Source organism: Micromonospora auratinigra, assembly GCF_900089595.1.
GTDB lineage: Bacteria > Actinomycetota > Actinomycetes > Mycobacteriales > Micromonosporaceae > Micromonospora > Micromonospora auratinigra.
Map to the genome: position 1 here is coordinate 5,086,480 of NZ_LT594323.1, position 13,894 is coordinate 5,100,373.

Annotated in this window: 17 protein-coding genes and 1 tRNA gene; 11 read left to right on the forward strand and 7 right to left on the reverse strand. The window is 73.0% G+C overall.

The window, feature by feature from the left end; all coding sequences use genetic code 11:
- The first annotated feature begins 46 nt into the window (after window positions 1–46).
- The 6 genes from GA0070611_RS22875 to GA0070611_RS22900 all read left to right on the forward strand — a co-directional run bounded on the left by GA0070611_RS22875 (window position 47) and on the right by GA0070611_RS22900 (window position 4,715).
- Window positions 47–120 (forward strand) — tRNA-Gly (locus tag GA0070611_RS22875).
- A 568-nt stretch (window positions 121–688) separates the two neighbouring features.
- Window positions 689–1,141 (forward strand): GNAT family N-acetyltransferase, encoded by a 453-nt coding sequence (locus GA0070611_RS22880; protein WP_197675776.1) that lies wholly within the window; start codon window positions 689–691, stop codon window positions 1,139–1,141.
- Window positions 1,142–1,754: 613 nt separating this feature from the next.
- Window positions 1,755–2,264 carry an RNA polymerase sigma factor gene (locus tag GA0070611_RS22885; RefSeq protein WP_091667795.1) on the forward strand — a complete coding sequence of 170 codons (510 nt, stop codon included), beginning with the start codon at window positions 1,755–1,757 and terminating at the stop codon, window positions 2,262–2,264.
- A gap of 17 nt (window positions 2,265–2,281) precedes the next feature.
- Window positions 2,282–3,553 carry a hypothetical protein gene (locus GA0070611_RS22890; RefSeq protein ID WP_091667799.1) on the forward strand — a complete coding sequence of 424 codons (1,272 nt, stop codon included), beginning with the start codon at window positions 2,282–2,284 and terminating at the stop codon, window positions 3,551–3,553.
- A gap of 169 nt (window positions 3,554–3,722) precedes the next feature.
- Window positions 3,723–4,328 (forward strand): SUKH-4 family immunity protein, encoded by a 606-nt coding sequence (locus tag GA0070611_RS22895; RefSeq protein ID WP_091667804.1) that lies wholly within the window; start codon window positions 3,723–3,725, stop codon window positions 4,326–4,328.
- Between the two features lie 78 nt (window positions 4,329–4,406).
- Entirely contained in the window at window positions 4,407–4,715 is a 309-nt protein-coding gene (locus GA0070611_RS22900; protein WP_091667807.1) for a hypothetical protein, read from the forward strand.
- 28 nt (window positions 4,716–4,743) lie between these two features.
- Here the strand turns inward: GA0070611_RS22900 and GA0070611_RS22905 are convergent, their stop codons facing one another.
- The 3 genes from GA0070611_RS22905 to GA0070611_RS22920 form a co-directional block, all read right to left on the reverse strand.
- Entirely contained in the window at window positions 4,744–5,475 is a 732-nt protein-coding gene (locus GA0070611_RS22905) for a DUF899 family protein (RefSeq protein ID WP_091667810.1), read from the reverse strand.
- 78 nt (window positions 5,476–5,553) lie between these two features.
- Window positions 5,554–6,522, reverse strand: a complete 969-nt coding sequence (locus tag GA0070611_RS31555; RefSeq protein WP_197675777.1) for a GNAT family N-acetyltransferase — start codon at window positions 6,520–6,522, stop codon at window positions 5,554–5,556.
- Window positions 6,523–6,572: 50 nt separating this feature from the next.
- Window positions 6,573–6,980, reverse strand: a complete 408-nt coding sequence (locus GA0070611_RS22920) for a VOC family protein (RefSeq protein WP_091667813.1) — start codon at window positions 6,978–6,980, stop codon at window positions 6,573–6,575.
- Between the two features lie 110 nt (window positions 6,981–7,090).
- Here GA0070611_RS22920 and GA0070611_RS22925 point away from each other — a divergent pair, with 110 nt between their 5' ends.
- Window positions 7,091–7,984, forward strand: a complete 894-nt coding sequence (locus tag GA0070611_RS22925) for a LysR family transcriptional regulator (RefSeq protein ID WP_091667816.1) — start codon at window positions 7,091–7,093, stop codon at window positions 7,982–7,984.
- 1 nt (window position 7,985) lies between these two features.
- The gene (locus tag GA0070611_RS22930) at window positions 7,986–8,546 is read left to right on the forward strand and encodes an NUDIX hydrolase (protein WP_091667819.1); all 561 of its coding nucleotides are present in this window, start codon (window positions 7,986–7,988) and stop codon (window positions 8,544–8,546) included.
- On the opposite strand, the gene GA0070611_RS22935 is transcribed toward GA0070611_RS22930, so the two are convergent.
- Complete coding sequence (locus GA0070611_RS22935) at window positions 8,533–9,594, reverse strand: hypothetical protein (protein ID WP_091667823.1); 1,062 nt, start codon at window positions 9,592–9,594, stop codon at window positions 8,533–8,535. The two genes, GA0070611_RS22930 and GA0070611_RS22935, sit on opposite strands and share 14 nt — an antisense overlap.
- Before the next feature lie 18 nt (window positions 9,595–9,612).
- On the reverse strand, window positions 9,613–9,933 hold the full coding sequence (locus GA0070611_RS22940) for a PadR family transcriptional regulator (RefSeq protein ID WP_091667827.1): 321 nt from the start codon (window positions 9,931–9,933) through the stop codon (window positions 9,613–9,615).
- A gap of 123 nt (window positions 9,934–10,056) precedes the next feature.
- Between GA0070611_RS22940 and GA0070611_RS22945 the strand changes: the two genes are divergently transcribed.
- Entirely contained in the window at window positions 10,057–11,112 is a 1,056-nt protein-coding gene (locus GA0070611_RS22945; RefSeq protein ID WP_091667831.1) for a MerR family transcriptional regulator, read from the forward strand.
- A 91-nt stretch (window positions 11,113–11,203) separates the two neighbouring features.
- Window positions 11,204–12,082 (forward strand): LLM class flavin-dependent oxidoreductase, encoded by an 879-nt coding sequence (locus GA0070611_RS22950; protein ID WP_091667836.1) that lies wholly within the window; start codon window positions 11,204–11,206, stop codon window positions 12,080–12,082.
- Window positions 12,083–12,100: 18 nt separating this feature from the next.
- Here GA0070611_RS22950 and GA0070611_RS22955 read toward each other — a convergent pair whose 3' ends face one another.
- Window positions 12,101–12,535, reverse strand: coding sequence for an ASCH domain-containing protein (locus GA0070611_RS22955; RefSeq protein ID WP_091667840.1), 435 nt, complete (start codon window positions 12,533–12,535; stop codon window positions 12,101–12,103).
- A 111-nt stretch (window positions 12,536–12,646) separates the two neighbouring features.
- On the opposite strand from GA0070611_RS22955, the gene GA0070611_RS22960 reads away from it, so the two are divergent.
- Window positions 12,647–13,162 (forward strand): alpha/beta hydrolase, encoded by a 516-nt coding sequence (locus GA0070611_RS22960; protein WP_091667843.1) that lies wholly within the window; start codon window positions 12,647–12,649, stop codon window positions 13,160–13,162.
- Window positions 13,163–13,204: 42 nt separating this feature from the next.
- Here GA0070611_RS22960 and GA0070611_RS22965 read toward each other — a convergent pair whose 3' ends face one another.
- On the reverse strand, window positions 13,205–13,753 hold the full coding sequence (locus GA0070611_RS22965; RefSeq protein ID WP_197675778.1) for a phosphoribosyltransferase family protein: 549 nt from the start codon (window positions 13,751–13,753) through the stop codon (window positions 13,205–13,207).
- Window positions 13,754–13,894: the final 141 nt, after the last annotated feature.

Here is a 13,894-nt window from a genome sequence, read left to right on the forward strand (position 1 = left end):
ACCGGAGTGCGCGGAGGCGGTGACCTCAGGTACAGTGGTGCCGCCTGCGGGTGTAGTTCAATGGCAGAACATCAGCTTCCCAAGCTGACAGTGCGGGTTCGATTCCCGTCACCCGCTCCAACGTGAGGCCCCAGCTCAGGACCGGTTTCCTGGCTGGGGCCTCGTTCGTTGCTACCGCTTCTTGCGCTGGCCGTGCCCGTTGGGTGCCCGATCCTGGCTCTGCTTGATCTGCGAGCTGAGCGCGTCAGCGATGTGCTCGTCGCGCTCCCGGGCGGTGTGCTGTTAGATCATGCGGCGCGGGTCGGGGCGTGGCCCATCCCGCCTGCCATCGACCCGGGCGAGCCGAGCAGACCACCGCCCGACCCGCCAGCGTCCGACCATGCGTCAAGGCCGTCTTGACGTGGCGGGCCGGGCGGCGGCCCGCTCCCCAGGAGGGCGGGTCGACGGCAGGCATCGGGATGGCAACACCGCTCGGTGCTGCTGCCGCCAGCTGAAGCAGGGCCAGGTGGCACGGGTCAGGTATTGTCCGGATCATGCAGTGCTTCGCCGCTGGGCGCACCCGCTTCTGAGGGGCGGCTCGATCTGAGCCGCGAGTTGCCCGACCTGTCGATCAGGTTGGGCTGTTCGGCACACCCTCAGGCGAAAGGCACTGGAGATCATGAATCTGCGTCCGTTTCGGTCGTCCGACATGGAGCCACTGCTCGAACTGACCATCGCCACCTTCGGCCCGTTCTACGAGGACTCGTTCCGGTCGATCGTAGGCGACACCATCATGTCCAACCAGAGTGGCACTTGGCGTGAGGACTACCGCGAAATGTGGCTCGGGCTGCACGATCCGCAGAATGACAAGCACGTTGTCGTCGCCGAGGACGGCGATACCTTCCTCGGATTTGCCGCCTGGCAGACGAACCCCGATAAGCGCAGCGGTGAGATCGACATCATCGGCGTGGCGGTGGATCAACGCCGGCATCACGTCGGCAGGGCGCTATGCACACACGCCTTCGAAGCGATGAAGCAGGCTGGGATCGAGGTCGTATCGATCGGCACGGGAGGCGACGGGTTCCACGACGCGGCCAGAGCCTTTTACGACAGTCTCGGCATGACCCCCATGCCCTTGGTCCGCTATTACATGGCCCTCTGACGGCGTACCGGTTGGTCGCGATCGCGGCCAACCGGTATTCCAGCCTCACGGGAGCTGACATGCCGCACCAGGACTGCGAGGTCTGTCAGAGCAACACCGCCACGCACGGCGGTCGGAAGGGACAGGGCGGCGAGTTCTTCTCTGCGAGGGCTGCGCGGAAGGCATGTCGGTCCGTGAGGGCTACCCGGGCGCGGACAGCCTGAGTCTCAGCGGCCCATCCGCCTGTCTGTGTCATTCATGGTGGTGTGGACCAACCTGATTCCCAAGCTGACAGTGCGGGTTCGATTCCCCTCACCCGCTCCACGATCGAAGGCCCTGACCAGGACGCGAGTCCCGGCCAGGGCCTCCGGCGCTGCCGGGGTCGCCGACGCCCACCGGCCGGCCACGGGCCACCCGGAGCGCGGCCACGGTCGACGGTCCGGCGACCACCTCCACCCCCTTCTGCTCCGGCCGTGCCGACGCCGGCCCTCCCGGTGGGAGCGGGTGTCCACCGTGCCGCCCGGAGCGCCGGGGCGCGGCCGAGAATCTCCGTGCAACCCGTGCCGGGGTCGGCACGTGTTCGTGCTGCCCGCCCACGAGGGTGGCACCACGGGAGGAAGGAAACGTGACCGCAGTGATGACCGCAGCCGCGGCCGCACCTCGGGCGTCGACCACAGACGACCAACGCGATTTCGACGAGTTCTATGCGGCGAAGTTCGATGTCCTCCGCTCGCAGCTCTACGCCTACCTGGGTGACCGGGCCGAGGCACAGGACCTGGTCCAGGAGGCGTTCTGCCGCGCGTACACCAGGTGGGCCAGGATCAGGAAGTACGAGGACCCGTACGCCTGGGTGCGTCGGGTCGCCTGGAATCTCGCCACCAGCCGGCTCCGGCGCCAGAAGACGTCGGCGATGTTCCTGCGCCGCCAGCGTGAAGTGCACCAGGACGGTCCGTCGCCGGACCGGGTGGCGCTGGTCGCGGCCCTGGCCAAGATATCGCCGAAGCTCCGTAAGGCCGTCGTCCTGCACTACCTGGGTCAGTTGTCCGTGGCGGAGATCGCGCTCCAGGAAGAGGTGCCCGAGGGCACCGTCAAGAGTTGGCTCAGTCGCGGCCGGACCGCCCTCGCCGAACACCTCCAGCGCTGACCGGAAAGGAAATTCTGATGTCCGACAACTTCGACAACCTCCTCAACGACGCCCTCGCCGAGTTCGACGCGGTGGAACGCTCGTCATACGCCCCGGCGCCCGGCACGTCCGCGGTCCGGCACAAGGTGGCGGTCCGGCGCAGAGCCCGCGTCACGGCGTTCAGCGTGGTCGGCGCGTTGCTGATCGCCGCGCCGATCGCCGCCTACGCCGCCAATCCGCGCGGCAACAACTCGCCGCCGAACGTGATCGGATCCGTGGGTCCCGTCGAGACGGCCGCTCCGACCCCCTCGTCCACCCCGTCCTCGACGCCGGCCGCGTCGGCCCCGGCCTCGTCGGCTCCGGCGGCGGTCGACCTCCGCAACGCCACGCTGCACCTTCCGGCGTTCCCCGGGGTGGAGAACTACTGCAAGGCGAAGGGCACCAGGACCTTCGTCAACGGTCGGGCGACGCCCGCGGACGGCGTGAAGCTGGTCATCGGCGAGCTGGCGCCCGTCCGGGCCGACCTGGACGGCGTACCGGGCGACGAGCTGCTCACCACTATTCGGTGCCAGAACGACCAGTCGCTGAACGTCACCCAGCTGCTGGCCCTGAGGTCCACCTCGGACGACACGCTGACCCCGATGGGCTACGTGGTCAACTCTGCGGACACCCCCAACGTGTCCGCGCCGTTCCTCCGCGAGGCCGTCACCGTCGAGAACGGCGTCGTCCGGCTCGCCGTCTTCGGCGCGTACCAGAGTGACGGGTGGCCCCCCTGCGACCGGCAGGTACGCGGCTACGCCTTCCGGGACGGCGCCTTCCGCCAGGTGAGTGGCCCGACCACCTTCCGGAAGGCGGCCAAGAACTTCCACGACGTCGACTTCCGCAACACCGGCCTCCTCATGGGCCGTAACAGCCCCGACGGCAGCGGTCGGGTCTACTGCGTGCCGATGGCGAACGGGGTCGGCGTGGCCGAACTGGACAACAGTGACGTCAGGAGTGGGACCCGCTACACGATCAGCATTGGTGCGGTCTCCTTCGTCCAGGCCCGCGACGGTGAAGCGACGTTCGGCATCCTCACCATGCGGTCCCCGACCGGCGCGACCTCGCAGACCCTGCAGTCCTTCCAGTCGGACGGGGACTACCCGCTCGGCTGGGAGGTGCTCCGTTCGGGCACCCATGGAGTGACCCGGATCGTGAAGGCGGAGGGCAGCGGGAGCACCGTGCAGGTGACCGTGACGACCGCGAGCGGGAACGAGGTGTGGTCGTACCGTCCCTCCGCGACCGGTCAGGGCTGGCAGCGGATCAGCTGACCGCTCTCCAGCCGTGCCGGGCCCACCCGAACAGGGCGGGCCCGGCACCCCGCCGGAACCGGGTTCCGAGGGGGCGGTCATTGCTTGACACCCGGGGACCAGCACCGATGTAGTGGATACCGGGGTCGGATCACCGGCCCGGTGAGAGCGACCTCGGGGAGTTCCGGCAGTGCTGTTCGAGGTCTCCCGTGCCGAACTCGTCGACCTCTTCGGCGAGGGCCGACTCTCGACTCTCCCGGCCACCGCCTTCCCGCCCGCCGCGGCGGACACCGAGGGTGCCCGTCTCCTGCAGACCGTCGGCGTACCCACCGGGACCCTCCGGCTGCGGGCGCCGGACGAGGAATCCGGTCGGCTCGCCCTGCTCCGGGAAGTTGTCGCCGTCGATGACTTCGTGGACCCGGCAGCGGGCGAGTGGCCGGTCATCGGCTGGCTGCTCAACGCCCACCTCGCCCTCGACCCTGGATCCGGCCGGGTGTACGCCGTCGACCCCGACGAGGAGACCGCGCGGGAACTGCACACGGACGTCTCCTCCCTGCTCCAGGTCACCCTCCGGCTCCAGCGCCTGCTCGATCGGTTCACCTTCGGCGACGACGACGAGGAGGCCGACTTCGAGCGGCTGGACCGCGAGGTCGACCGCATCCGCCAGGAGACCAGCGGCACCGACCCGCTGCCCTTCCGGGACGACGAGACCGTCTGGTCGGTGGTCGGCGACGAGATCGCGATGGGTCAACGCTTCGCGGGCGACAGCCCGGGAGCCCGCTCGCGGCGCGGGTGACCGCGCTCTCCGGACGTTCCCGAGGATGGTGCGACGCGTGGCGTCCGGTGGGTCGCCCGGTCGGGGAGGGAGGCTGGCATGGAGACCTGGCGCATCCTGGCCGGCACGGGGCTGGGCCTGGCCATCTGCCTGGTCGGTGTCGCGCTGGCCACCAACTGGCGCGGCGTGACCGAGTGGCACGTACGCCGGTCGATGGCCGTCGCGGGCGGGCTGCGCCGGGTGCCGCCGTGGCGCTGGCTGCCGGCCGCCGCTCAGGACCGCCGGCTGGCCCGGTTCGTGCTGCTGGAACGGGTGCTGGGAGTGGCGTTCACCGTGGCCGGCGTGGCGGCCCTGGTCGTGGTGGCGCACAGCCTCCTGACCGGGGAACCACCACCCTCGAAACACTGAGGGCGGTGGTCCCGGCCGGGATCCGGGGTCAGGCCGAGCAGCAGGAGGACGCCGTCGCCGGCCCGACGCCCGGGCGGCTCCACTGCGCGATCGGGCGGCCGTCGAGCCGCCACGGGGACCCGTCGACCTTCGGCCAGCCCTCCGGCGAGTCCTCGAACTTCTCCTGCCGGCCGTACACCGTCAGGTCCAGGGCGTGGTAGCTGGTGATCAGCGCCTCCACGCCCCGGTCGGTGGTCCAGTAGGTCTCGTAGACCTGGTCCCCGTCGCGCAGGTAGCAGGCGATGAACCCGAAGTCCCGCCCGGCGACCAGCGCCGGATCCGACTCCCGGGCCGAGTACCAGGGGAACTCGTAGCCCATGAACTCGGCGAACGCCGCGCTCTCCGGATAGGGGCCCTGGCAGAACACCGCGTACGTGACGTCGCGGGCGTGCAGGTAGTCCAGCGTCCGCAGGTGACAGGTCGCGACGGTGCAGCCCGGGCACTGCTCCTCGTGCGGCCGGCCGTCGTGCCACATGTGGAAGTAGGCGATCAGCATCCGGCGTCCCTCGAACACCTCCAGCAGCGGGACGTCCCCGGCCGGCCCCCGTACGGAGACCGGCGGCACCGGGGTCATCGGCAGCCGACGGCGGGCGGCCGCGATGGCGTCCCCCTCGCGGGTGTGGGCCTTCTCCCGGGCCAGCAGCTCGTCGCGGGCGCGGAGCCAGGTGTCGCGGTCGACGACCGGCGGCACGGCCGCCCGGTCGATGGGTGGCGTCGTCATGGCGAATCTCTCCTGTGCGGTCGGGTCCTGCACGGGTATGGACCCACCGAGCGGGGAAATCTCGTCGGTCGCCAACGGTCAGCGCGTGGCGAGCCGGTGCAGGGCGGCCAGGTCGGCCCGGTCGACCTCACGGGGCTCGTACCCGGCGTGGAACAGCAACTGCTGGTCCACCGAGATGCAGCCGACCGGGCGGCCGGCGATGGTTCCGGTGGTGAAGCAGTCCCTCGGCCAGCGGAACGTGCTGCCGTCCAGGCCGGCCTGGTGGCCGTCCCCGGTCTCGTCGAAGGTCAGCGGGTGCAGGTCCACCCGCCCCCGGTCCGCCACCAGCTCGACCCGGACCGGTCGCCAGTCGGTCTCGACCACGTAGCCGAGCCGCCCGAGCGCGTCCAGCGCGGCCGACTCGTGCTCCGCCGCGACGGCCAGGTCGAGGTCCCGGTGCGGGCGGGTCTGCGTACCGACCAGGGCGTCCACGCCCCAACCGCCGCTGATCCAGGCCGGGCAGCCGGCGGCGGCCAGGGTGTCCAGCACGGCGTGCACCTCGGCGGCGTCGGTACCGCCCTGCGGCCCGGTCAGGTCGCGTACGTGCCGGAGCGCGGGCGCGCCACCGCAGAGCACCTCGCCGTCCGGGACGAAGCCGGTACGGCGCAGCACCGCCAGCGATGCCCGGTTCACCAGCGCTGCCGACGCCACCAGGCGGCGCAGCCCGTACGCGTCGCGGGCCAGCTCGCAGACCCGGCGTACGCCCTCCTGCGCCAGGCCCCGACCGGTGGCCCGCTCGGCCACCCGGTAGCCCAGCTCGGCGCTGCCGTCGGCCACGTCCACCAGGTTGAACCGCCCCAGCACGGAGCCGTCGTCGTCGACCAGCAGGTGGAAGTGGCACCGGCCGGCGGCCTGCTCGGCGAGCAGCGCCGCGTGCCGGGTGTCGAAGTCGAGGAAGTAGTCGTCGTCGCGGTCCGGCACGTGCCGGGCGAAGTACGCCCGGTTCTCCCGCTCGAAGCGGAGCAGCGCGGGGGCGTGGCGGGCGTCGAGTCGCTGGAGGTCCGGCACCGCGTCACGCTAGCAACGGCCCCGGCCGGGGCGGCACCGGTTTCCGGCGGTCACCGGATGCCGTCCGCCGGGGCCGGCGGGTACCAGCGCAGCTCGACGGTGTTGCCGTCCGGGTCGCGGACGTAGACCGAGGTGGCGGTGCCGCGCGCGCCGAAGCGGGGGACCGGGCCGGTGAGCACCTCCAGCGCCCCCGCGTCGATCACCTGCTGCCAGTCGAGGGGTGCCACCACCAGGCAGAAGTGGTCCACGTTGGTGCCGCCCGGCTCGCCCCGGACCAGGTCGATGATGGTGCCGGGGTCGACGCGTACCGACGGGAAGGGCGCCTCGCCGGCCCGCCAACGGTCCACCCGGACCGGGGCGAGGCCCAGGGTGCCGCAGTAGAAGTCGAGCGACCGCTCGACGTCGGCGACGGTGAGAACCAGGTGGTCGAAGCCGACCACGGTGACGGGGCTGCTCATGGGGGTTCCTCTCCTCGACGGGCTCGTCCCCAGCCTGGTTCCTGCGGGGTCACCGACCAAGACCCGGTCACGCTACGATCGTTGACCCTGACTCAACGGTGGGAGCGGTCGTGCTGGAGCGCCACGAGATCGAGACGTTCCTGACGCTCGCCGAGGAGTTGCACTTCGGGCGTACCGCCGAGCGGTTGCGGGTGACCACCGGGCGGATCAGTCACGTGCTGCGCAAGCTCGAACGCCGGGTCGGCGCGCCGCTCTTCGAGCGGACCAGCCGGGTCGTCCGGATCACCCCGATCGGGGCCCGGCTCGCCGACGACCTGCGTCCCCTGGTCCAGGGCATCGAGGACGCCGTTCGGCGGGCCGTCGAGGCCGGCCGGGGCATCACCGGTGAGCTGCGGGTGGCGTTCGTCGGCGAGTCCACCGCGCCGGTGCTGGCCCGGGCCGTCGCCGTCTTCACCGAGCGGCACCCGGAGTGCGTGGTGCACGTGCACGAGGCCCCGCTGGCGACCACCCGGTCGAGCCTGCGGGACGGCTCGATCGACGTGCTCATCGCGTCGTACCCGTTCGACGGGATGGCGAACGGCCCGGCGCTGCTGCACGAACGGCGGGTGCTCGCGGTGGCCGCGGACCATCCGCTCGCCGGTGCGGAGTCGGTGTCGCTGGAAGTGCTCGGCGACCACCCGGTGGTGCAGTACCCGGCGGTGACGTCGGCGGCGTTCAAGCGCGACCGCACCCCCGACCGCACGCCGTCGGGCCGGCCGGTGCCGAAGGGGCCGACCGGCGGCACCTTCTCGGAGCTGCTGTCGCTGGTCGCGATGGGCCGGGGCGTACTGCCGGTCGGGGAGTTGTCCCGGCGCTACCATCCCCGGCCCGACCTGGCGTACGTGCCGATCCACGACGCGCCGCCCATCCTGCGGGGGCCGGTGTGGCGCGAGGGCAACGACACCGAGCGGGTACGCGAGTTCGTCCGCGCCGCGGTCGACGCCAACCCCGGTACGGGAGGCTGACGTGCGGGACGAGATCCGGGCGCTGGTCGAGGCGCTGACCCCCGGCGACGAGCTGGAGGAACGGCACCGTGCCGAGACGCTCGCCTGGCTGGCCGCGACCGGGGACATCTGGCGTCGGGAGAAGCCGGGTACCCCGTCGCCGCACCTGGTGGCGTACTTCCTGCTCCGCGACGCGACGGACGGCACGGTGCTGCTGGTCGACCACCGGAAGGCCGGGATGTGGCTGCCGACCGGCGGGCACGTCGAGCCGGGCGAGCACCCGACGGCGACCGTCCGCCGGGAGATGGTCGAGGAGTTGGGCGTGCCGGCGGTCTTCGCGCCGCCGTACGGCGAGTGTCCCGCCTTCCTCACCGTCACCGCGACGGTGGGCGCGCCGGCGGACCGGCACACCGACGTCAGCCTCTGGTACGTGCTCAGCGGCAGCCGCGACCAGAAGCTGATCCCCGACCCGGACGAGTTCCACGGCGTCCGCTGGTGGACCCCCGACGAGGTGACGACGGCCCGGCCGGGAACCGTCGAACCGCACCTGACCAGGCTGCTCGGCAAGCTCAGCCGAACGTGAGGGTGAGCCGTTCCGCGTCCCGCCGGGGCAGCAGCGCGACCCCCAACGTGAGCAGGACGCAGGCCGCGCCGAGCAGGAAGGGCAGCGAGAACGTCGGCTGCCCCAACCACTCCCAGAGCGGGTGCCAGGAGGGGTGCGGCTCGTCCGCGTGGTGACCCGCCAGGCTGACGGTGCTGGCCAGCGCCGGCAACCACCACACCACCAGGGCGATCCCCAGCAGGACACCCACGCCCCGCCGGCCCTCCGTGCGCCGGCTCGCCCAGGCGAAGAGCAGCCAGGCCAGCACCCCGACCACGATGCCGGCCGGCACGGCCACCGGCAGCACGGCCGGTGGCGCGGCCCGTTGCACCGCGAAGTAGAGGTACGAGTCGTAGACGCGCGGATCATCGAACTCCGCCCGCAGGACGGTGTCCCCACGCCGGGCCACCAGCACGGTCTGCACCTCGCGCGGCTCGCAGGGCGGGCTGCCGCAGGTGTCCAGCACGGTGCTGACCGGGTCGTACACCCGCCAGCCGGTGGCCCGCAGCCGCTGCGCGGCGGTGGTCACCAGGTCGCCGGTGGGTTCCGGGCCGGCGGCCGCCCCGCCGGCCGACCCCTCCTGGTACTCGCCGCCGTCGCCGAGCAGCAGGTCCCGCCAGGAGGCCCGGCTGAGCGGCTGACCGTAGATGACGAAGAGCGCCGGTGCGGTCGTCACGTCCTCCTTCAGCCGCTGGTCGGGGAACGCCTCGTCGAAGATCGCCGTGGCCTCGGCCCGGTCGGGTTGCGGGCGGGACGTCTCCCAGGCGGCCCGGGACGCCAGCGCGGCCCCGAACAGCCCGCAGATCAGCGCGGTGAGCACCGCCCACACCCCGACGGTGCGGCTGGCCGGGCGGCCGAGCCGGCAGCGCAGCCCGGCCCGGACCAGGTCCACCGCCCCCGTGACGGTGGGCCGGGTCCGCCCCGGCGGGGTGGTGTCGAGCAGCAGGCCGAGCAGTTCCTCACCGCGTTCCCGCCGGTACGCGCGGGGATAGGCGAGCAGCAGCCGTCGATAGTGGCGGGTGAGCGACATCTCTCCCTCTCCTCGGGGTCAGACCGTGCGGGGCCGGCGGGCGCGCAGCCGCGTCTCGGCGGCGGTGGCGAGCTGGCGGAGCCGGGCGGTCTCGGTGCGCAGCGCGGTCACCCCGTCGGGCGTGAGCCGGTAGTAGCGGCGCAGCCGGCCGTCGACCACCTCCTCCCGGTCGGGTTCGACGAGGCCCTGGGCGGTCAGCCGGTCGAGCGCGGTGTAGAGCGTGCCGGGCAGCAGGGTGACGCGCTGCTCGGAGAGGACGGTCACCTCCTGGATGATCCCGTAGCCGTGCCGGGGTCCGGCGGCGAGTGCGGTGAGGATCAGGAAGGTCGGCTCACGCATCTGAGTCACCCAGGCAACATATATAAGTGATCGATACATAGTCAACGCCTTGACCCTGCCCCTGCGGCAAGGCCCAGCGTGGTCCGTGCCGGTCGCCGTGACCGGCACGAGGAGGATGGGCCCGTGCAGCTGCTGACCATCGGGGCGTTCGCCCGGGCGGCGCGCCTGACGCCGAAGGCGTTGCGGCTCTACGACGGCCTGGGCCTGCTGCCGCCGGCCGCGGTCGACCCGCACTCGGGCTACCGCTACTACGAGGCCGCCCAGCTCGACCGGGCCCGGCTGATCGCCGCGCTGCGCCGGGCCGGGATGCCGCTGGCCGAGATCCAGGGCGTCTGCCGGCTCCCCGCCGGGGAGGCGGCCGGGGCGGTGGACGCCTGGTGGCGGCGGGTCAGCGCCGACACCACGGCCCGCGGGCACGTCGTCGCGCTCCTCGTCGACCAGCTCTCCGAGAGGAGCACCGTCATGTCCGGAACCACCTTCCGGCACGCCGTCCGCTGCGAGACCGGCGCGGTGCGCGAGTCCAACGAGGACACCGCGTACGCCGGGGACACCCTGCTCGCCGTCGCGGACGGCCTGCGCGGCCCCGGGGGCGCCGCCGCCAGCGCGGCGGCCGTCGACGCCCTCCGGCCGCTCGAACTGGCCGACGCGCCCGCCGCCGAACTGCTGGCCACGCTCGCCGAGGCGATCACCACGGCCGACCGCACGGTACGCGGACAGGCCACCGCCGAGCACCAGCCGGCCACCACGCTCACCGCCGTGCTGCGGCGCGGCACCCAGCTCGCCCTGGTGCACGTCGGCGACACCCGGGCGTACCTGCTGCGCGGGGGCGAGCTGTGCCGGCTGACCCAGGACCACACCTATGTGCAGTCCCAGGTGGACCAGGGCCGGCTCACCCCCGCCGAGGCGGCGGCGCACCCGCAACGGGCCCTGCTCTCCCGGGCGCTCGGGGCCGGGACGCCGGTCGAGGCGGACCTGGCGCTGCGGACCGCGCTGCCCGGGGACCGCTACCTGCTCTGCTCGGACGGGCTCTCCGCAGTCGTCGGGCCGGCGGCGCTGCGGGACACCCTCGCGGCCGCCGACGACCCGGAGACCGCCGTCGGGCGGCTGGTCGAGCTGGCGTACGCCGCCGGGGCGCCGGACAACGTCGCCTGCGTGGTCGCCGACCTGGTGACCGGCTGACCGCCGGGGTGGACCGGCCGGCTGGCACCGCACCGGTCGGTCCACCCGGCTCGGCGGGTCCAGCGTCGGGCCCCACCGTAGGCTGGCGGGCATGCGGATTGGCATCGTGATCCTGCCGGATCAGCGCTGGTCGGACTCGCGGCGGCGCTGGCAGCAGGCGGACGAGTGGGGCTTCGACCACGCCTGGACGTACGACCACCTGGGCTGGCGGGACCTGGTCGACGGGCCCTGGTTCGACTCGGTCACCACGCTGACCGCCGCCGCCACGGTGACCTCGCGGATCCGCCTCGGCACCCTGGTCGCCTCGCCCAACTTCCGGCACCCGGCGGCGTTCGCCCGGCAGGTCACCGCGCTGGACGACGTCTCCGACGGCCGGCTGCTGCTCGGGCTCGGCGCGGGCGGCATCGGCTTCGACTCCGCCGTGCTCGGCGGCGAGACCCTGCCGCCCCGGCAGCGGGTCGACCGGTTCGCCGAGTTCACCGAGCTGCTCGACCTGATCCTCCGCGAGGACGGCACCACCTGGCGCGGCGAGTGGTTCACCGCGGTGGACGCCCGGAACAACCCGGGCTGCGTCCAGCGGCCCCGGGTACCGTTCGTGGTCGCCGCCAACGGCCCCCGCTCGATGCGGCTGGTCGCCCGCTTCGGCCAGGGCTGGGTGACCACCGGCCTCGGCGGCGACGACCTGGCGGAGTGGTGGTCGACGGTGGTCGACCTGTCGGCCCGGATGGACGAGACCCTGGAGAAGGCGGGTCGTGATCCGGCCACCCTGGACCGCTACCTGTCGCTCGATTCGGCCCCGGTCTTCTCACTGCGCGACGCGGATTTCTTCGCCGAGCAGGTGGCCCGGGCCGCCCGGCTGGGCTTCACCGACGTGGTGACGCACTGGCCCCGGGCCAGCAGCTGGTACGCGGGCGACGAGGCGGTGCTGGTGCAGGCGGCCGCCCTGCTGCCGCAGCTGCGCCGCGTCTGACCCGTGCCCGGCCAGGCCTCAGGTGCCCAGGTCGCCGGTGCTGATGCCACCGTCACCGGCGGAGACCAGCCGGAACCGGATGCAGACCACCTGGGTGTCGTCGTCGACCGGGAAGCCGACCCGCGCCCAGTAGCCGCAGTGGCCCTCCCGCCACTCCTCGATCGACCGGTCGCCCTCCCCCTCGGAGCGGGCGAAGTCCCAGGTGACGTCCGCGAAGCGGACCACCTCCACGCCGGTCACCTCGACGACGCCGACCAGCCCGCCCTGGTCGTCGACGAGCACCAGCCGCTCACCGACGTGTTCGAGTTCCTCGTTCTCCGCGGCGTACTCGTCGGTCAGCAGGCCGGCGGTGGCGGTCTTCACGCCGGCCAGCACGAGCGCGTTCAGGTTGGCGCGCAGCTCGCCCGGCGTACCGAGTTCGAGGGTGCGGAGTCCGCCGATCCGGGGCCACATCCTGCCGAGGCTAGCCGTCCGGCGGGGACCCGGCGCGGCATTTCCGCCGGCCCCACGGAACGCTCCGGGGACGTTAGCGTGAGGGCCGGACGGATCTTCGAGGAGGCAACCGTGGCGGACCGACGCGCCGTGCTCGTGCCGGGGCGGGGCTACGACACCCGGGGGCCACTCCTCGCGTACGCCGGTGAGGCGCTGCGCCGCCTCGGCTTCGACGTCCACGAGGTGAGCTGGCAGGTGCCGCACGACCTGCCCGACGACCGGACCGCCGAGTGGGTGGCCGGGCAGGTGGCCCCGGTGCTGGACGACGGGGTGGACCTGCTGGTCGCCAAGTCGCTGGGCACCTTCGCCGGCCCGCTCGCCGCCGAGCGGGGGCTGCGGGCGGTGTGGCTGACCCCGGTGCTGGTCGAGCCGGAGGTGGTCGACGGGCTCAGCCGCGCGACGGCGCCGTGCCTGCTGGTCGGGGGCACCGGGGATGCGCTGTGGCGGGGTGAGGTGGCCCGACGGATCAGCCCGCACGTGCTGGAGGTGCCGGACGCCGACCACTCCATGCTGGTGCCCGGTCCGCTGGCCCGCTCGGCCGAGGTGCTGGGCCGGGTCTGCACCGCCCTGGAGCAGTTCGTCTGCTGAGCCGGCTCCTGCCCGGCGGCCCGGTCGGCGCGCGGGCGGACGTCAGCCGAGGGCGTCCCCGTCGAGCAGGGCGCGTACCCGCAGCCGCGCGGCGACCTCCGCCGGGCAGTTGGAGACGACGGCGGCGGCCCCGACGACCGCCGCACCGGCAGCGGTCACCAGTTCGTGCAGCGCGTGGAACTGGGCGCCGCTGTCCACCCAGTCGTCGACGAGGAGCACCCGGTCGCCCGGGTGGAGGTGCCGACCGTCCACGCCGATCCGCAGCCGGCCGCCCCGATGGTCGGGCGGGGTCTGCGCCCAGCGCCCGGTCCCCCACCGGCGACGCTCCCCGCCGTCCTTGTACGCGGGCAGGAACCCGGCACCGGTGGCGGCCGCGACCAGCGGTCCGAGCAGCAGCCCGGTGACCTCGGGGGCGATCACGACGGTCGGCCGGGCGGCGGGAAAGAGGCCGGCCAGCGCGGGCCCGAGCGCGGCCAGCACGGTTGGATCCCGCCACCAGCCGGAGGTGTCGCTGACCAGATGGCTGCTGTCCGGGCCGGGGTCGACCCAGCGGAACAGTTCGACCAGGCGTCGGCTCAGCACGCCCTCCATCCTGGGGCACCGACGCCAGGCGATGCGCCGACGGCCCCGGCCAGCGGCTATTCCCCCTTAAGGCGGAGCGGCCATCGTCCGATCGGTCACACGTACCAGGGTAAATCCGGGCATAGCACCATGATCACGTTGACTTCGGAA